Below are 17,699 nucleotides of genomic sequence, written 5' to 3'. Positions count from 1 at the left end.
GGTGTGGCCTGCTGAGACGGGGACTCCGGCGACGCGGGCGCGGGTTCGGGGACGGCGGGTTCCCGGAAGACCGGTTCCAGGGTCATGAAGTTGAGCCTATCGCACTCAACTTCCAGGGAACCGCCGGTGGAGTATCAGGAGAAGAGAGACTGATGAGCATCGGACCGTTGGGGCCGGCTGGACCCGGTCAGTGGGACGACCTGTTCGCACGCTTCTTCGGTGCGGCCGAGCCGCGCCGGGCGTCGCAGCGGATCGACATCGCCCGCTACATGAGCAACGACGCACGCCAGGTGCTGGCCGACGCCGCACGGCGGGCCGCCGACCTCGGCGCGGGCGATCCCGGACTCGCCGACCTGGACACCGACCACCTGCTGTGGGCGGTCCTGCAGCAGGAACCGATGAAACACACCGTCCGCCGGGCCGGCGCCGACCCGCAGGTGCTGCTCGGCGAGCTGGACGCCCGGCTCGGCGACGACGCGTCCCGCACCGCCGCGGCGAACCGCCGGGCCGACATGGGCGCGCCCGGCCGGGACGACCCGGAACAGGTGGCGCTGACCCCGGCGGCCAAGCGCGCGCTGCTGGACAGCCTGCAGATCTCCCGCGCGGTGAGCGCCTCCTACATCGGGCCGGAACACATCCTGATGGCGCTCGGCCTGAACGCCGACTCGGTGGCCGGGCGGCTGCTGGCCGGACGGCTCGACCCGCGGGCGATCCCGAACCCGGACCCGGCGCACCCGGCCGGTGGCGGCCAGGGCGGCTCCCGCGGCGGCGGGCGGGTCACGGTGGCCACGCCGACGCTGGAGCAGTACGCGGTGGACCTGACCGAGGTGGCCCGGCGCGGCGAGATCGACCCGGTGATCGGGCGGGCCGACGAGATCGAGCAGGCCGTGGAGATCCTGTCCCGGCGTACCAAGAACAACCCGGTGCTGATCGGGGAGGCCGGGGTCGGCAAGACCGCGATCGTGGAGGGCCTGGCCCAGCGGATCGTGGACGGCGACGTGCCGCTCACCCTGCAGGACAAGCGGGTGGTCCAGCTGGACCTGGCCGGGCTGGTGGCCGGCACCCGGTACCGGGGCGACTTCGAGGAGCGCCTCCGCAAGATCATTGACGAGATCCAGTCGTCCGGGGACGAACTGATCGTCTTCCTGGACGAGATCCACACCCTGGTCGGCGCGGGTGGCGGCGGCGAGGGCGGCGGGATGGACGCCGGCAACATGCTCAAGCCGGCCCTGGCCCGCGGCCAGCTCCGGGTGATCGGCGCGACCACCCTGAACGAGTACCGCAAGCACATCGAGAAGGACGCCGCGCTGGCCCGGCGCTTCCAGCCGGTCGTGGTCGGCGAGCCGTCGGTGGAGGACGCCGTGGCGATCCTGCGCGGGCTGCGGGACAACTACGAGGCGCACCACCAGGTCCGGATCACCGACGAGGCGCTGGACGCCGCGGCGGTGCTCTCCGACCGGTACATCACCGACCGGTTCCTGCCGGACAAGGCGATCGACCTGATCGACCAGGCCGGTGCCCGGGTCCGGCTGCGCACCAAGATGCCGGACGCCGACCTGCGCGAGCGGGAACGCCAGCTCGAACAGCTCTCCCGGGACCGCGACCAGGCGGTGGCCGCGGAGAACTACGAGGTCGCCTCCCGGCTGCGCGACGAGATCAACGAGCTGAAGGCGAAGATCGCCGGCGCCGGTGCCTGCGCGGACGGCGTGCCCCGGGTCACCGAGGCGGACATCGCCGAGGTGGTGTCCCGGGCCACCGGCATCCCGGTGGCGCAGCTGACCGAGGCCGAGCGGGACCGCCTGCTCCGGCTCGAGCAGCACCTGCACGAGCACGTGATCGGCCAGGAGGACGCGGTGATCGCGGTCGCCGAGTCGGTGCGCCGCTCGCGGGCCGGGCTGGGTGACGAGGGCCGGCCGGTCGGCAGCTTCCTGTTCCTCGGCCCGACCGGGGTCGGCAAGACCGAGCTGGCCCGCTCCCTCGCCGAGGCGCTGTTCGGCGACTCGGACAAGATGATCCGGCTGGACATGAGCGAGTTCCAGGAGCGGCACACGGTGTCCCGCCTGGTCGGCGCGCCACCCGGGTACGTCGGCTACGACGAGGCCGGTCAGCTCACCGAGGCGGTGCGGCGGCGGCCGTACAGCGTGGTGCTGCTCGACGAGATCGAGAAGGCCCACCCGGACGTCTTCAACATGCTGCTGCAGGTGCTCGACGACGGGCGGCTGACCGACAGTCAGGGTCGTACCGTGAACTTCAAGAACACGGTCCTGATCATGACCAGCAACCTGGGGTCGGACCTGATCAACGGCACCACCCGCAGTGTCGGCTTCGCCGGCGCGGAGAACGGCCGCACCCCGGACGAGGATCTGCGGGACCGCCTCGACCGGCGGCTCAAGGAGCAGCTGCGCCCGGAGTTCATCAACCGGATCGACGAGATCATCATCTTCCGCCAGCTGGAGACCGAGCAGCTCCGCAAGATCACCGAGATGCTGCTCGCGTCGACCCGCCGCCGGCTGAACGCGCAGGACGTCCAGATGGAGATCACCACGGCCGCGGTGGACTGGCTGGCCGACAAGGGCTACCAGCCCGAGTTCGGCGCCCGGCCGCTGCGCCGCACCATCCAGCGCGAACTCGACAACCGTCTGTCCAAGATGCTGCTCGCGGCGGACCTGGCGCCCGGCCAGACGGTCCGGGTGGACATCCGGGAGGGCGACCTGAGCTTCGCCATCGCGTCACCGGTCGGTCTTCACTAGCCGACGCCCGCCGCACCCGGAGCCGTCCCGGGCCTCAGGCGGCCGCGGCCTGTTCGCGCATCCATTCCACGTAACCCTCGTTGCGGGCGATGACGTCCTGATAGGCCTCCCGGCCCAGCTCGAGCAGCTGTGGTGCGGTCCGGGCGGCCTGGGACTCCGGGTGCCAGCCGAGGATCAGGCGCCAGCGCAGCGGCGCCCCCTTGAGTGGTCGGGTGGTCAGGCCCGCCGGCGGGCGGAAGGTCGGTTGGCACAGGCCGATCGCGACGCCCAGCTCGACCATGTCGATGCAGGCGCGCGCGTCGGTCTCCAGGACCCGGCGCGGCGCGAAGCCGGCCCGGGCGCAGGCGGCCGCGAAGCAGGTCTCGAAGCAGCCGTCGCCGGCCGCCGCGGACCACTGCTCGGAGGCGAGCTCGGCCAGGTCGACCTCGTGGCCCTTGGCCTGCGGGTGGTCCTCGCGCATCAGCACGCACACCGCGTCGACCGCGATGGTGTCCCACATCAGGCCGTACTCCGCCGAGGGCAGGGCGTCGCCGCACACGCCGACCTGCGCGAAGTCCAGCTTGCCGTTGAGCACCATGGTGGCCAGCTCGTCGACGTAGTAGGACGCGTAGGTGGAGATCTGCGCCTCGGGCTGGACGGCGGAGATCCGGTGCAGCATGTGTGCGAAGACCGGTCCGCCGATGGCGCCCATCCGGTACCGGGTGAGCGTGGAACTGCCGCCGGCCGCGAGGCGGGCGGCCTCGTCCTGCAGGCCTTTCATCGCCGGTAGCAGGACCCGGGCCCGGGACAGCACCAGTTCGCCGAGCGCCGTGGGGCGTGCGCCGCGGCGGTCCCGGTCGAAGAGGGCTCCGCCGAGGGTGCGTTCGATCCGTTGCAGCTGGGCGGTGAGTGCCGGTTGCGCCAGGCCGAGTTGTGACGCGGCCTTGGTGACGCTGCCGGTCTCCGCGATGGCGCAGACGACCTTCAGATGCCGCAGCTCCAGGTTCATAGCGTGACGTTAGGACTAGAACGGGATCGAAGGCTAGACCTGGAACCCGTGGAAAGATCGGTGGTTTGTGACAAATCAGTTAAGTAACGGGATGTTCCATGCCAAACGGTCGTTAAGTAAACGGATGTTTACAGATCGCGCGCATATGTGGTGCGCGAGGTGGCTACATCACGAACCTTGTCGATGACTCCGAGGAGCGGGTCGACGAGCTTGTTCCACGGCGGGGAGACCGGCGAGCGCGGGTGCGGGCGGGTCGGCGCGGCCTCGGCGGCCATCTCCACCCGGTTGCCCAGCCGGATCATGTCCTCGGCCGGCACCATCTGCTCGAGCAGCGGGAACAGCTCGCCGGCGTCCGCCTCGACGTGCCGCTCGACGGCGGCCACGATCTCCGCCACCCGGTTCTCGTCCTGCATGAGTGTGAGCAGTTCCATGTCCTCGGCCAGCTCGCGGTCGGCGATCCGGTCGCCGTCCGGCACCGCGGTGCGCACGGCCGGGTAGAGGTACTGCTCCTCGGCGGAGAGGTGCCGGGACAGAGTGGCGATCAGCACCGAGCGGACCTTGGCCGAGTCGTCGGCCAGCGCCCGCGCGCCCAGGCTGATCAATTCGCGGTGCTGCTCGCTCAGGACATCGACGACGCTGCGCCCGGAAATGGTGTCGCCGATCGGCGGGAGCGGCGGAAGATTCACATCAGACATGACCGCGGCGATACCCGCTGAGGCCGTCCCACCAAACCCATCCGACCGCGCCGCCCGCCACCCGGAGAGCGGATGAAGGACTCTTCACACTTTGCTGGTAAGAAAGGCGGATGAACACCTCCGCCGTGGACGAGGTCACCGGGCTCTGCCAGGACCTCCTGCGCATCGACACCACCAACACAGGGGACCCGCGGACCACCGTGGGCGAGCGGGTCGCCGCCGAGTACGTCGCCGAACGCCTGGCCGACGCCGGCATCGAGTCCCGCATCCTGGAGTCGGCGCCCAAGCGCACCAACCTGGTCGCCCGGATCCCCGGCGCCGACCGGTCCCGGGGCGCGCTACTGGTGCACGGCCACCTGGACGTGGTGCCGGCCGACGCGAGCGAGTGGTCGGTGCACCCGTTCTCCGGCGAGGTCAAGGACGGCTACCTGTGGGGCCGGGGCGCCGTCGACATGAAGGACTTCGACGCCATGGTGCTCGCCGTGGTCCGGGAGTGGCAGCGGATCGGCTACACCCCGCCCCGGGACATCGTGCTGGCGTACACCGCCGACGAGGAAGCCGGGATGGAGTACGGCTCGCAGTGGCTGGTGCAGAACCACCCGGAGGAGTTCGAGGGCTGCACCGAGGCGATCGGTGAGGTCGGCGGGTACTCGTACACGGTCAACGACAACCTGCGGCTCTACCTGGTGCAGACCGCCGAGAAGGGCCTCGACTGGCTGCGGCTGCACGCGCACGGCCGCCCCGGCCACGGCTCGTTCATCCACGACGACAACGCGGTCACCGCGCTGGCCGAGGCGGTCGCCGCGGTCGGCCGGCACCGCTTCCCGACCGTGGTCACCCCGACCGTGCGGGCGTTCCTGGAGCAGATCAGCGAGTCGCTGGGGATCGACCTGAACCCGGACGACCCGGAACTGGCGATCTCCAAGCTCGGCCCGATCGCGAACCTGATCGGCGCGACCATCCGCAACACCGCGAACCCGACCCGCCTCGAGGCCGGGTACAAGGACAACGTGATCCCCGGCCGGGCGTCGGCCACCATCGACTGCCGGACCCTGCCCGGTCAGGCCGACTCGTTCCTGGCCGAGCTGCGCGACATCATCGGGCCGGACGTGGAGATCGAGCACGTGCACCGGCAGCCCGCCGTGGAGACCGAGTTCGGCGGCCCGCTGGTCGAGGCGATGGGTGCCGCACTTCGCGCCGAGGACCCGGGAGCGCGTACCGTGCCGTACTTGATGTCGGGTGGAACCGACGCGAAGGCGTTCAGCACTCTGGGCATCCGATGCTTCGGGTTCGCCCCGCTGCAACTTCCGCCTGACCTGAACTTCGCCGCCCTGTTCCACGGCATCGACGAGCGAGTGCCGGTCGACGGGCTAAAGTTCGGCGTACGTGTGCTCGACCGACTGCTCCGAAACAGCTAGATGCTCGAGTCAGTGTGAATTGGGAAGGACCCCCGAACAGATGAGCGACCAGAACGCGGAGCTCGACGCCGCCCTCGAACGGGTGGTGGAGGCAGCGCGTGCACACCTCACGGCCGTCAAGGCCGCCGCCGGCCGGATTGACGACGACGACGTGTGGCAGGCGTATGTCGACCTCAACAACGCCTCCTTCGCGTACGACGAGAAGCTGCTCGACGCCTACGGCGAGGTCACCCCGTGGGACGTCGAGTCGATCGACCCGGACGAGGCGGACCAGCGCTTCCTCGCCGGTGAGGCCGGCGACGGCAGCGGGGCGGGCGACCCATACCCGCAGGTGATCTCGGTCCGGCAGCGCCGCGACTACCGGGTCCCGAGCGTGGCCGCGCTGCTGCGTGTCGCCGAGACCGCCCGGCGCAGCTCGGTGCCGGACGACGAGGAGGTCGGCCCGGTCGAGTCGGTCGGCGAGGCCGTGCTCGAGCTGCTGCAGGCCGGCGACGGCTCGCTCGCCTCGCTCGACGTGCCCGAGCTGGAGCCGCTCGACGGCCTGCTCACGGTGACCGAGGTCGAGGAGCCCCTCGACCTGGAGGCGTTCGACGACGCCGACGGCTCCGGCCCGTTCGCCCCGGTGGAGACCGACCAGCTGGTCGGCCGGCTCGACGAGCACCCCTTCCTGCCCGACGAGGAAGACGACCACGCCGGTCACAACCACTGACCTGCGCTGACGAGGAAGCCCGTCCGGCTGGTGCCGGGCGGGCTTCTCAGTAGCTCAGGTTGGGCAGGGGTGTCGGCCGGACCGGCCGGCGGAGCATCACCTTGCGGCTGCCGTCCGCGAAGAGCTGCACCCGGGCCAGCTCCCAGCCGGAGAACTCGGCCTGGATGGTCAGTTGCGCCGCCGCGGTCGGGCGATCGACATTCGAAGGCAACCTCAACGGCGCGTATTCGTAGTCCATGCGATCTAATATGCCTCCGGGCCCGAGCCCGGCACCAGTCCCGGAACCGGATCGCTGCCCTTGTCACAGGCGCGCGGTCAAGGACGGACAAACCCTTTCCGGTACGCCACGACGACCGCCTGGGTGCGGTCGCGCACGCCGAGTTTCGCCAGCACGTTCCGCACGTGCGTCTTGATCGTCTCGACGCCGAGCACCAGCCGTCCGGCGATCTCCACGTTCGACAGGCCGTCGGCCATCAGGGTGAGCACCTCGGCCTCCCGCGCGGTCAGCCCGGCCTCGGCGGGCCCGCCGTCCGGTCGAGCGTACGCGGCGGCCAGCTTCTTGATCGCGGCCGGGAACAGCAGCGAGTCGCCGCGGGCCACCACCCGGACCGCCTCGACGATCTGCTCCGGCCGGGCGCGTTTGAGCAGGAAACCGCTGGCGCCGGCCTGGAGTGCCTCGTAGACGTACTCGTCGTTGGCGAACGTGGTCACCACCAGGACCCGGGGCGGGTCGGCGGTGAACCGGGCCAGGAGCAGCCGGGTGGCCTGGATGCCGTCCAGGCGTGGCATCCGTACGTCCATGAGCACGACGTCGGGCCGCAACCGGACCGCGGCCTCGACCACCTCGCTGCCGTCGTCGGCCTCGCCGGCCACCGTGAGGTCCGGTGCGGCGCCGAGGATCGCCCGCAGCCCGGTGCGCACCAGCAGGTCGTCGTCGACGATCAGCACGCTGGTCATCCGGGGCTCCCCGGCAGCCGCGCCACGACCCGCCAGACCGCGCCGTCCGGTCCGGCCTCGAGGGTGCCGCCGAGCAGCCGGACCCGGTCCCGCATGCCGGCGATCCCGTGGCCACCGCCGGGCCGTCCCGACGGCGTCGCGGCCCGCGGGTTCGTCACCTCGATCATCAGATCCCCGTCCTGCCGGATGCGCAGCGTGACCGGCCCGGCGCCGTGCCGGGCCGCGTTGGTGAGTGACTCCTGGACGATCCGGTACGCCTCGCGGGAGACCCGGGGCGGGAGGTCCATCGTGCCGGCCTCGTCGATCTCCGCGGTGACGTGCTCATGGAGGAGGCGGTCCAATGCGGCCAGAGTCGGCGCGGTCTCGCGCCCGGCCGCCTCGTCGCGCAGGATACCCAGGACCGTGTCCAGCTCGCCGGCCGCCGACCGCCCGGCCTCCTCGATCGCGGCCAGCGCGGTCCGGGCGAACGCCGGATCGGTGTCGAAGACCGCCCGCGCCGCACCGGCCTGCAGGGTCATCGCGGTCAGCGCGTGCCCGACCGCGTCGTGCAGCTCCCGGGCCAGCCGGTTGCGCTCGGCGAGCCGCCGTTCCCGGTCGGCCAGGTGGCGTTCCTGCTCCGCGGTCGACGGGCCCAGCAGGACCGGGGCCATCGTGGCCGCCAGGGTGCCCAGCCCGGCCACCGCGTAGAGCGCCCCGGCCAGGATCACCGGCCCGGCCGGGAGCCACCACCAGCTGAACGCGGTGCCCAGCGCCTCACCGCCGGCCAGGGCGAGCATCCCGAACGGGACCACGATCAGCGCCAGCACGCCGATCGCCACCCCGGCGCACAGGTGCAGGCCGAACCAGAGCGCGGACCGCAGCCGGGTCTCCCGCTCCAGCCGGCGGCCCCGGACCGGCTCGGGCAGGTCGACGTGCAGCAGCGCGCGGGTGGCGGCGATCTCCAGCTCCCGGGTGCCACCCAGGAACGGCGGGACCAGCGCGAGCGCCGCGGCGGCCAGGTCGACCGGCAGATTGCTCGGCCAATGATCAGGGTCGGTCACCACCGCTTGGACCACAAACCCCAGACCCACCGTGTACGGCAGCGCCAGCACCGCGCCCAGCAGCAGGAACACCGCACGCCGATAGGTGGCGGCGGCGATCAGGGGACGCAGCATCGGTTACGGCAGCGCGCCGTGCGGGTCGCCGGAGCCCTCACGCTCCGGGTACCCGACGTCGATCGCCGAGACGTCGTCCAGCGCGCCGGCTATCTCCGGCGGCAGGGTGAGGTCCTCGCTGCTCAGCGAACCCTGCAACTGCCCCGCGGTGCGGGCGCCGAGGATCACCGCGGCCACCCCGGGCCGGTCCCGGATCCAGGCGAGCGCGACCTCGAGCGGGGAGACGCCGAGCCCGCCCGCCGCGATCACCACCGCCTGCACGATGCTCGAGCTGCGCGGTTCGAGATACGTCTGCACGAACGGCGCGTACTGCTCGGAGGCGGCCCGGGAGTCCAGCGGGCGGCCGTTGCGGTACTTGCCGGTGAGCACCCCGCGGCCCAGCGGCGACCAGGCCAGCACGCCGAAGCCGAGCGCCGCCGAGGCCGGCAGCAGCTCCCGCTCGATCCCGCGCTCCAGCAGCGAATACTCCATCTGCGCGGCGATGATCGGCGCCCGGGTCGGGTAGGCCGACTGCCAGGTCGCGGCCCGGGCGGTCTGCCAGGCGGCGAAGTTGGAGACACCGGCGTACCGCACCTTGCCGCTGGCGACCGCGTGATCCAGAGCGGACAGCGTCTCCTCGAACGGGGTGTGCCCGTCGTAGCCGTGCACCTGCCACAGGTCGACGTAGTCGGTGCCCAGCCGGCGCAGCGACGCGTCGAGGGAGCGCAGCAGGTTGCCGCGCGAGGCGTCCCGGCCCCGCCAGCCGTGCGGGGTGAGCCCGGCCTTGGTGGCGATCACCACCTCGTCGCGGGGGACCAGGTGGTCGAGCAGCGAGCCGATCACCGTCTCGGCGTCGCCGTTGCCGTACACGTCGGCGGTGTCGATCAGGGTGCCGCCGGCTTCCAGGAACAGCTTCATCTGCTCGGCCGCGTCGTCGGGGTCGGTGTCCCGTCCCCAGGTCATGGTGCCGAGCGCGAGCCGCGAGACCGCCAGCCCGCTTCGGCCGAGCGGTCGCTGATGCATGAGTGAACCTTATTCAGACCTGGCCACCATGGAAATCATCCAGCTCGTCAGGGGTGCGTCGGTTACCGGACGGAAACGTGAAGCCGAGCGATCAGTAGGCTTGCGGGCGGATCTGTGAAGATCCCGTCGCGTTCCTCTGTAGGAAGGGCATCGCCGTGCGGCTCGGACTCAGCCTCGGTTATCAGACGGCGTGGAGCACGCCGGCCGACCATCTCGCCATGGCCCAGGAGGCCGACCGGCTCGGCTACTCGGTGGTCTGGGCCGCCGAGGCGTACGGATCGGACACGGTGAGCATGCTGGCCTGGATCGCCGGCCAGACGGAGAAGATCGACATCGGGTCGGCCGTGCTGCAGATCCCGGCGCGCACCCCGGCGATGACCGCGATGACCGCGGCCACCCTCGACGCGCTCTCCGGCAGCCGGTTCCGGCTCGGCCTGGGCGTCTCCGGCCCGCAGGTCTCCGAGGGCTGGCACGGCGTCAAGTTCGCCAAGCCGCTCGCCCGCACCCGGGAGTACGTCGACATCGTCAAGATGGCGCTGCGCCGCGACAAGGTGCAGTACGACGGCGAGCACTACCAGCTCCCGCTGCCCGGCGGCGCCGGCAAGGCGATCAAGCTGGGCTTCCACCCGCCGCGCACCGAGCTCCCGATCTACCTGGCCGCGGTCGGCCCGAAGAACCTGGAGCTGGCCGGTGAGGTCGCCGACGGCTGGCTGGCCATCTTCTTCGCCCCGGACGCCGCCGACGACCAGCTGCGGCACATCGCGGCCGGCCGGGCCAAGCACGGCCAGGGCCTGACCGGGTTCGACGTGGCGCCCACCGTGCCGGTCGTGGTCGGTGACGACGTGGCGGCCTGCGCCGACGTGGTCCGCTGGTACGCGGCGCTCTACATCGGCGGGATGGGCAGCCGGGAGCAGAACTTCTACAACCAGCTCGCCACCCGGATGGGGTACGGCGAGGCCGCCGCGAAGGTGCAGGATCTCTACCTGAACCGGCAGGTCGCCGAGGCCGCCGAGGCGGTGCCGCAGGAGTTCATCGAGCGCACCTCGATCATCGGCGACAAGACCCGGATCACCAAGCGGATCAAGGAGTACGCCGCGGCCGGCGTCGGCACCCTGTCGATCAGCCCGTACGTCGGTGACCTGGAGTCCGGCATCAACACCCTGCGCCTGGTCGCCCAGGCGTACGACGAGGCCGGGGTGGCGCGCTAGTGGCCACCGTCCTGCTGCTGCGCCACGGCCGTACCACCGCGAACGCCTCCGGTGAGCTGGCCGGCCGCCGCCCGGTGGAGCTCGACGAGACCGGCCGCACCCAGGCCGCCCGGGTCGCCGACCGGCTGGCCGGCCTGCCGCTGTCCGCGGTGGTGTCCAGCCCGCTGATCCGCTGCCGGCAGACCGTCGAGCTGGCCCTGCCCGGCGCCACCCCGGCACTCGAGGACGGCCTGATCGAGTGCGGGTACGGCGACTGGGAGGGCCGGCCGCTCAAGGAGCTGGCCAAGGAGGACCTCTGGCCGGTGGTGCAGCAGCACCCGAGCGCGGTCACCTTCCCCGGCGGCGAGGCGATGGCGGCCATGTCGGCGCGCGCGATCGCCGCCGTCCGGGCCTGGGACCAGCGGGTCAACGAGGAGCACGGCCCCGAGTCGATCTGGCTGGCCTGCAGCCACGGCGATGTGATCAAGGCCATCGTGGCCGACGCCATGGGGCTGCACCTCGATCAGTTCCAGCGGATCGCGGCCGACCCGGCATCGATCACCGTGATCCGGTACACACCGACCCGGCCGTTCCTGGTGCGGGTCAACGACACCGGGGAGCTGGCGTCCCTCGTACCCCGGAAAACCGATGGGGAGAAGCCCGCCGAGCAGAGCGACGCGGCGGTCGGCGGCGGAGCCGGCGCCGGGGTCTGACGACGGTCCGTGACCGGGCGATAGCCGTAGCGTTTCCCTCATTGCGCCCTCGGCGAACCGGCGTTGCCGGGCCGCGCGATCGGGCCCGGGGATGGATAGGGTTGTCGCCATGACCCACCAAGTGCATGCCTTCGAGCCGCCGGAGCGGTTCGTCGCCGGGACGGTGGGCGAGCCCGGGGACCGGACTTTCTACCTCCAGGCACGCGGTGGCGGCAGAGTGGTCAGCGTCGCCCTGGAGAAGGTCCAGGTGTCACTGCTCGCCGAGAAGCTCGAAGAGCTGCTGCTGGAGGCGAACAAGCGGTTCGGTGTCACGCTGCCGGAGCCCGCGCTGCTGCCGGTGCACGACAACGAGCCGCTGGACGTGCCGGTCGACGAGGAGTTCCGGGTCGGCACGCTGGGTCTGGCCTTCGACGTCGACACCGCCACGGTGGTGATCGAGGCGATCGAGGCCGGCGAGTCCGAGGTCGAGCTGACCGACGACCCGCTCGCCGATGACGACGCCGATGACGACGATGACGACGACGAGCCGGATGACGACCTCGATCGCCTGCGGGTCCGGCTGACTCCGGAGGCGACCCGGCAGTTCATCGACCGTGCCCGCCGGGTGGTGGCGGCCGGCCGGCCGCCGTGCCCGCTCTGCGGCCAGCCGCTCGACCCGGCCGGTCACCTCTGCCCCCGGCACAACGGTTATCACCGGTGACGGCGGAGCCCACCGAAGTGCTTGCCGAGGCCGACGCCCTGGAGTTGCTCGGTCGTGGGCAGATCGAGATCGAGGGCCGTCTGGTGGCCGCCTCGAACACCACGCTGCGCGCCGAGATCAGCCTGGCCGGGCTGACCCGCCGCTGCGTCTACAAGCCGGTGCGCGGTGAGCGCCCGCTGTGGGACTTCCCGGACGGCACGCTCGCCGGGCGTGAGGTGTCGGCGTACATCGTCTCCAAGGCCACCGGGTGGGACCTGGTGCCGCCGACCATCCTGCGGGACGGTCCGCTCGGCCCGGGCGCGCTGCAGCTGTGGATCGACGAGCCGGAGGCGGCCGAGGGGCTGATCGGGTTCGTCCCGGCGTACGACGTGCCGCAGGGCTGGTTCCCGGTGGCGGCGGCCCGCGACGACGACGGGGACGCGTACGCGCTCGCGCACGCCGACGACCCGCGCCTGGCCCGGCTCGCGGTCTTCGACTCGGTGATCAACAATGCCGATCGCAAGGGCGGCCACGTGCTCTACCCGGCCACCGGCGCGATCCACGGGGTCGACCACGGGGTGAGCTTCCACGTGGAGAACAAACTGCGTACCGTGCTCTGGGGCTGGACCGGCAAACCGTTGCCGGACGAGGCGCTCGAGGTGCTCGGCTCGCTGCGCGACGAGCTGGACGGCGCGCTCGGCGAGGCCCTCGACGAGCATCTGACCATCACCGAGGTGCAGCAGGTCCGGCTGCGGGTGAAGAGGTTGCTGCGGTCCGGGCGGTTCCCGAAACCGCCGGTCGAGTGGCCGGCGATTCCCTGGCCGCCGATCTAGAGGTTTAGGTCACGCCCGGAGGGCTTCCGGCCGGGCCGCTGGATAGGCTCCGGGGATGGACGCTTGGACCGGGCATGACGTGCCGAACCTGCCGGGGGACGCCCCCACGCTCAAGCTCTACGACTCGGCACGCCGGTCGGTGCAGCCGGTCACGCCGGGCGAGACGGCGACGATGTACGTCTGCGGCATCACGCCGTACGACGCGACCCATCTCGGGCACGCCGCCACGATGATCGCCTTCGACCTGGTCAACCGCCTGTGGCGGGACGCCGGGCACGAGGTGGCGTACGTGCAGAACGTGACCGACATCGACGACCCGCTGCTGGAGCGCGCCGCCCGCGACGGTGAGGACTGGGTGGTCCTGGCGATGCGCGAGACCGCGCTGTTCCGCGAGGACATGGAGGCGCTGCGGATCATCCCGCCGGCGCACTACGTGGGCGCCGTCGAGTCGATCCCGGCGATCGCCGGGCACGTCCGTGACCTGGTCGCCAAGGGCGCGGCCTACCGCCTCGAGGACGGCACCGGCGACGTCTACTTCGACATCGCCGCCGCCCCGCGCTGGGGCTACGAGTCGAACCTGTCCCGCGACGAGATGACCACGCTCTCCGCGGAGCGCGGCGGCGACCCGGAGCGGGCCGGCAAGCGCGACCCGCTCGACCCGCTGCTGTGGCGCGGCGCCCGCGAGGGCGAGCCGGTGTGGGACGGCGGCGACCTGGGTCCCGGCCGCCCGGGCTGGCACATCGAGTGCGCCACCATTGCGCTGAACCTGCTCGGCGACACCATCGACGTGCAGGGCGGCGGCAGTGACCTGCTCTACCCGCACCACGAGTGCTCCGCGGCGCACGCCGAGGTGCTCACCGGCGCGGCGCCGTTCGCCTCGCACTACGTGCACGCCGGCATGATCGGCCTGGACGGCGAGAAGATGTCGAAGTCCAAGGGCAACCTGGTCTTCGTGTCCCGGCTGCGCGCCGACGGGGTGGACCCGATGGGGGTCCGGCTCGGGCTGCTGTCCGGGCAGTACCGCACCGACCGGGAGTGGACCGACGAGGTGCGCAAGGCCGGGGAGCAGCGCCTGGCCCGCTGGCGGGAGGCGTCCGCCGCGCCGTCCGGGCCGTCCGGGGCCGGGCTCGTCGCCGCCGTACGCGAAGCGCTCGCCAGCGACCTGGACGCCCCGGCGGCGCTGGCCGTGGTGGACGCCTGGGCCGAGGCCGCGCTGTCCGGCGCGGGTGACGACACCACGGCGCCGAAGCTGATGGCGGAGGCGGTCGACGCGCTTCTCGGTGTGCGTCTCTGAGCGTTTTCCGGCTCTGACGAACGGCCCTCCCGGTCTCCGGGTGGGCCGTTTTCGCGTGCTGCGCACAGGCCTGGCGATCCGACCTTAACCCCTGGTCAGCGGGGATGTGGGCAGTTTGCCGAAATAATGCACTTAGCGCTGTTATTAGCCTGAAATACGTGCATTTCGGGCTCGCCCGCGACATGCTTTCAGAGGTCACAACAAACGTTTCGAAAGGAACCATCATGCGTCGTCCGGCCCTGTACCTCGCCGGCCTGTTCCTGGCTACCGGCGCGAGCCTGGCTCTCGCCGCGCCCGCCCAGGCGGCCGACACCCACTGCAAGAAGAACCACGGCGCCTCGGTGTACCGCGCCCACGTGCACGGCGTCGGCTACGCCCGCGACTGGGACGACGATGACTACGGCGTCGTCGGCGTCGTCGGCGTGCCGGTCGTCGGTGTCGGCTACAGCACCGGCTACTACGGCGGCGGCTACGGCTACCACGGCTACGGCTACGGCGGCGGCCTCAGCATCGGCGTCGGCGTCGGTATCGGTGTCGGCTTCTGAGAAGCCCCGCTCGCGCGGAAGCCGTTGACACGGCAACCGCACCTTGATTGAACGCCACAGACCCGAGGCGCCTCCTGGCTCCTCGGGTCTGAGCCTTTCCCCCATGCGTCTCCGCGCCGCGCGTCTCCGCCACGCGACTCCGCGCCGCGCGACTCCACTGCGCGTTTCCGCGCCGCCCGCGAGGTGGCTGCTGGTTGCGGCCGTGGCGCGCCGCGCGGTTCCCGGCTGGTTCTCAGGGGTGCCTCCGCGCCGAGGAGGCACCCCTGAGAACCAGCCACGGGCCGTGAGTGCTCAGCGCTCCGCGAGTGGCGCCGGGCCCGGGGTGAACTCCCGGAGGTAGGTCTGGCCGGCCATCGCCGCCCCGAAGATGTGCTGCGGCTCCTCCTTGATCAGCTGGAATCCGCGCCGCAGGTAGATGTGCCGGGCCCCGACCAGGGGGTCCGTCGTCCACAGCCGCATCCGCTCGTACCCGGCGTTCACCGCGAACTCCATGCAGGTGTCGGCGAGGCGGCCGCCCAGCCCGAGCCCGCGCGCGTCCGGATGCACCAGCAGTATCCGCAGCAGCGCGGTGCCCGGCTCGTCCGCCGCCGTGCACATCACCGACCCGACCCGGCGGCCGTCCTGCTCGGCGATCCACCCGGCCTCCCGCCCGGGGTCGTGCCGGTCGGCGAAGTCCGCGACGATCCGGACGACCATCCGCTCGAAGCTGGCGTCCCACCCGTACTCCGCGGCGTAGAGCTCGCCGTGCGCCTGCACCACCCAGCCGAGGTCACCGGGCACCCCGAGCCGCCGAATCGTCGCGTCCATCACGCCACCTCCGCCACTGAAACACTCGTTTCAGTCGGATACTAGCCCGATGGCCGACACCACGGCAGCGCCCTCGGCACGCCACACCGAACTGCTCGAACTCGCCTACGCGTACGTCCGCGGGCACGGCCTGACCGACCTGTCGCTGCGCCCGCTGGCCGCCGCGATCGGATCCAGTCCGCGGGTGCTGCTGTTCCTCTTCGGCAGCAAGGACGGGCTGGTCCGGGCTTTGCTCGCGCGGGCCCGGGCCGACGAGCTGGACCTGCTGCGCCGGGTGCGCGAACAGGCTCCGCCGCTGTCCGGGTTGCCGGCTGCCGGCGTACGGATCTGGGCCTGGCTCAGCGATCCGGTCCACCGCACGCTGCTGGTCCTGTGGCTGGAGGCCTACGCCCGGTCCCTGGTCGAGCCGTCCGGCCCGTGGTCCCGGTTCGCCGCGGACACCGTCACCGACTGGCTCGACGTCCTGGCCGCGGCCCAGCCCGCCGCGGACCGCGACACCCCGGCGGCGCTGGCCCGTCGCACCGCCGTGCTGGCCGTGCTCCGCGGCGCGCTGCTCGACCTCCTGGCCACCGGGGACCTCGCCCGCACCACCGCCGCCGTCCACCAGCAGCTCCACGACTGATCCGGGCGGCGATCGACCGGCCCGCCGAGCCTCCGCCCGGCCGGGCCCGCGGCGGCGGTCCGGGCGCGGGCTCTCAGAGCAGCTCCGCGTCGTGGACCAGCAGGGCGATCTGGACCCGGTTGTTCAGGTCCAGTTTGGTCAGCAGCCGGGACACGTGCCCCTTCACCGTCGGCAGGCTCATCCGCAGCCCGGTGGCGATCTCCGCGTTCGACCGGCCGCCGCCGACCAGCACGGCGACCTCGGTCTCCCGGTCGGTCAGGGCGGCCAGCCTGGTCCGGGCGCCGGCCCGGCGGGTGCTCGCGGCCGGGTCGGCGACGTGGTCGATCAGCCGCCGGATCGCGGTGGGGGAGAGGATCGCGGCGCCGGCGGCGACCGTCCGGACCGCTGCCAGGATCTCCAGCGGCGGGGTGTCCTTGAGCAGGAACCCGCTGGCGCCGCCGCGCAGCGCCTCCAGCACGTACTCGTCGACGTCGAACGTGGTCAGCACGATCACCTGCGGCGCGTGCGGCCGCTCGCGGATCCGCCGGGTGGCGACGAGCCCGTCGACGCGCGGCATCCGCACGTCCATCAGCATCACGTCCGGCCAGTGCGCCTCGGCGACCCGGACCGCCTCGGCGCCGTCACCGGCCTCGGCCACCACCTCGATGTCCGGCGACCCGCCGGTCAGGATCCGCAATCCGGCCCGCACCAGCGGATCGTCATCCACGACCGCCAGCCGAATCGGCCGCCCCAGCCGCACCGGATCGCTCCCCGAACCCCCGGCACCCGAACCCCCGGCACCCGAGGCAAGCCGTGGACCCGAGGCGGCTCCGGCACCCGAGGCGGGCCCGGCACCCGAGGCGGCTCCGGCACCCGAGGCGGGCCCGGCACCCGAGGCGGGCCCGGTCATCGCTGCTCCGCGGGCAGATCGCCGGGATCCGCCGGCCAGGGCAGCGCCGCCTCCAGGCGGAACACGCCGTGCTCCGCGCCGTACCGGTAAGTGCCTCCCGCCAGTGCCACCCGTTCCCCGATCCCGATCAGGCCCAGGCCACCGGCACCGGCAGCGGGCCCGCCGGACACCGGGTTGCTGATCGTGATCCGCAGGTCCCGGCCCGGAACGCCCTCCACCCGCACCGTCGCGGCCGGCGCCGAACCATGCTTGCCCGCGTTGGTCAGCCCCTCCTGGACGATCCGGTAGACCGCCCGTCCCACCACCACCGGCGGCCCGCCGACCGGCAGCACGCTGTCGAAATCCACCGCCATCCCCGCCGCCCGCACGCTGCCGACCAGGCCGTCCAGGTCCCCGATCCCCGCCTGCGGCGGCTCCACCAACCCAGCCGGCATCCCCGGCCCGGACAGCTCACCCG

General features: G+C 72.2%; 18 protein-coding genes and 1 pseudogene. 10 read left to right on the top strand and 9 right to left on the bottom strand.

From position 1 onward, the window contains the following. Positions 1 to 152 precede the first annotated feature (152 nt). Complete coding sequence (locus tag ADL15_RS46930) at positions 153 to 2,750, top strand: ATP-dependent Clp protease ATP-binding subunit (protein WP_067706686.1); 2,598 nt, start codon at positions 153 to 155, stop codon at positions 2,748 to 2,750. 34 nt (positions 2,751 to 2,784) lie between these two features. On the opposite strand, the gene ADL15_RS46925 is transcribed toward ADL15_RS46930, so the two are convergent. Beyond that, positions 2,785 to 3,738 carry a LysR family transcriptional regulator gene (locus ADL15_RS46925; RefSeq protein WP_067706683.1) on the bottom strand — a complete coding sequence of 318 codons (954 nt, stop codon included), beginning with the start codon at positions 3,736 to 3,738 and terminating at the stop codon, positions 2,785 to 2,787. Positions 3,739 to 3,866: 128 nt separating this feature from the next. Next, positions 3,867 to 4,433 (bottom strand): hemerythrin domain-containing protein, encoded by a 567-nt coding sequence (locus ADL15_RS46920; RefSeq protein WP_067706681.1) that lies wholly within the window; start codon positions 4,431 to 4,433, stop codon positions 3,867 to 3,869. Between the two features lie 110 nt (positions 4,434 to 4,543). Here ADL15_RS46920 and ADL15_RS46915 point away from each other — a divergent pair, with 110 nt between their 5' ends. After that, positions 4,544 to 5,851, top strand: coding sequence for a M20/M25/M40 family metallo-hydrolase (locus ADL15_RS46915; protein ID WP_067706678.1), 1,308 nt, complete (start codon positions 4,544 to 4,546; stop codon positions 5,849 to 5,851). A 40-nt stretch (positions 5,852 to 5,891) separates the two neighbouring features. Then, on the top strand, positions 5,892 to 6,560 hold the full coding sequence (locus ADL15_RS46910; protein ID WP_067706675.1) for a hypothetical protein: 669 nt from the start codon (positions 5,892 to 5,894) through the stop codon (positions 6,558 to 6,560). A 46-nt stretch (positions 6,561 to 6,606) separates the two neighbouring features. On the opposite strand, the gene ADL15_RS46905 is transcribed toward ADL15_RS46910, so the two are convergent. From ADL15_RS46905 to ADL15_RS46890, 4 genes are all read right to left on the bottom strand, one after another. Further along, positions 6,607 to 6,798, bottom strand: coding sequence for a DUF5703 family protein (locus ADL15_RS46905; RefSeq protein ID WP_067706673.1), 192 nt, complete (start codon positions 6,796 to 6,798; stop codon positions 6,607 to 6,609). Positions 6,799 to 6,875: 77 nt separating this feature from the next. Next, the gene (locus ADL15_RS46900; protein WP_067706670.1) at positions 6,876 to 7,517 is read right to left on the bottom strand and encodes a response regulator; all 642 of its coding nucleotides are present in this window, start codon (positions 7,515 to 7,517) and stop codon (positions 6,876 to 6,878) included. Further along, entirely contained in the window at positions 7,514 to 8,671 is a 1,158-nt protein-coding gene (locus tag ADL15_RS46895; RefSeq protein WP_067706667.1) for a sensor histidine kinase, read from the bottom strand. Before ADL15_RS46895 ends, ADL15_RS46900 begins: the two co-directional genes overlap by 4 nt. Positions 8,672 to 8,674: 3 nt before the next feature. Next, entirely contained in the window at positions 8,675 to 9,673 is a 999-nt protein-coding gene (locus ADL15_RS46890; protein WP_067706663.1) for an aldo/keto reductase, read from the bottom strand. Between the two features lie 155 nt (positions 9,674 to 9,828). Between ADL15_RS46890 and ADL15_RS46885 the strand changes: the two genes are divergently transcribed. The 6 genes from ADL15_RS46885 to ADL15_RS46860 all read left to right on the top strand — a co-directional run bounded on the left by ADL15_RS46885 (position 9,829) and on the right by ADL15_RS46860 (position 14,924). Beyond that, a complete protein-coding gene (locus ADL15_RS46885) occupies positions 9,829 to 10,881 on the top strand; it encodes an LLM class F420-dependent oxidoreductase (protein ID WP_067706660.1) in 1,053 nt (350 codons plus the stop codon). Further along, positions 10,881 to 11,573 carry a histidine phosphatase family protein gene (locus ADL15_RS46880; protein WP_067706658.1) on the top strand — a complete coding sequence of 231 codons (693 nt, stop codon included), beginning with the start codon at positions 10,881 to 10,883 and terminating at the stop codon, positions 11,571 to 11,573. The genes ADL15_RS46885 and ADL15_RS46880 overlap by 1 nt, the downstream gene beginning before the upstream one ends. A 109-nt stretch (positions 11,574 to 11,682) precedes the next feature. After that, a complete protein-coding gene (locus tag ADL15_RS46875; RefSeq protein WP_067706655.1) occupies positions 11,683 to 12,273 on the top strand; it encodes a DUF3090 domain-containing protein in 591 nt (196 codons plus the stop codon). After that, the gene (locus tag ADL15_RS46870) at positions 12,270 to 13,085 is read left to right on the top strand and encodes an SCO1664 family protein (protein ID WP_067706652.1); all 816 of its coding nucleotides are present in this window, start codon (positions 12,270 to 12,272) and stop codon (positions 13,083 to 13,085) included. Before ADL15_RS46875 ends, ADL15_RS46870 begins: the two co-directional genes overlap by 4 nt. A gap of 55 nt (positions 13,086 to 13,140) precedes the next feature. Then, positions 13,141 to 14,379, top strand: coding sequence for a cysteine--1-D-myo-inosityl 2-amino-2-deoxy-alpha-D-glucopyranoside ligase (gene mshC / locus ADL15_RS46865; RefSeq protein ID WP_067706649.1), 1,239 nt, complete (start codon positions 13,141 to 13,143; stop codon positions 14,377 to 14,379). A 224-nt stretch (positions 14,380 to 14,603) separates the two neighbouring features. Then, a complete protein-coding gene (locus tag ADL15_RS46860) occupies positions 14,604 to 14,924 on the top strand; it encodes a hypothetical protein (RefSeq protein WP_067706646.1) in 321 nt (106 codons plus the stop codon). Between the two features lie 291 nt (positions 14,925 to 15,215). Here the strand turns inward: ADL15_RS46860 and ADL15_RS46855 are convergent, their stop codons facing one another. Beyond that, positions 15,216 to 15,731 carry a GNAT family N-acetyltransferase gene (locus ADL15_RS46855; RefSeq protein ID WP_067706644.1) on the bottom strand — a complete coding sequence of 172 codons (516 nt, stop codon included), beginning with the start codon at positions 15,729 to 15,731 and terminating at the stop codon, positions 15,216 to 15,218. 49 nt (positions 15,732 to 15,780) lie between these two features. Here ADL15_RS46855 and ADL15_RS46850 point away from each other — a divergent pair, with 49 nt between their 5' ends. After that, positions 15,781 to 16,353, top strand: a complete 573-nt coding sequence (locus ADL15_RS46850; RefSeq protein ID WP_067706642.1) for a TetR/AcrR family transcriptional regulator — start codon at positions 15,781 to 15,783, stop codon at positions 16,351 to 16,353. A gap of 73 nt (positions 16,354 to 16,426) precedes the next feature. Here ADL15_RS46850 and ADL15_RS46845 read toward each other — a convergent pair whose 3' ends face one another. Both ADL15_RS46845 and ADL15_RS54785 read right to left on the bottom strand, forming a co-directional pair. After that, positions 16,427 to 17,059: a response regulator gene (locus tag ADL15_RS46845; RefSeq protein WP_394327000.1), complete on the bottom strand. Its 633-nt coding sequence runs from the start codon at positions 17,057 to 17,059 to the stop codon at positions 16,427 to 16,429. A gap of 179 nt (positions 17,060 to 17,238) precedes the next feature. After that, positions 17,239 to 17,699 (bottom strand): annotated as a pseudogene (locus tag ADL15_RS54785) (sensor histidine kinase); the annotation flags it as partial.

It is taken from the genome of Actinoplanes awajinensis subsp. mycoplanecinus, from assembly GCF_001509495.1.
In the GTDB taxonomy this organism is placed as follows: domain Bacteria; phylum Actinomycetota; class Actinomycetes; order Mycobacteriales; family Micromonosporaceae; genus Actinoplanes; species Actinoplanes palleronii.
Note: the sequence above shows the minus strand (reverse complement) of the source record. Positions and strands in the feature narration are given on the sequence as shown.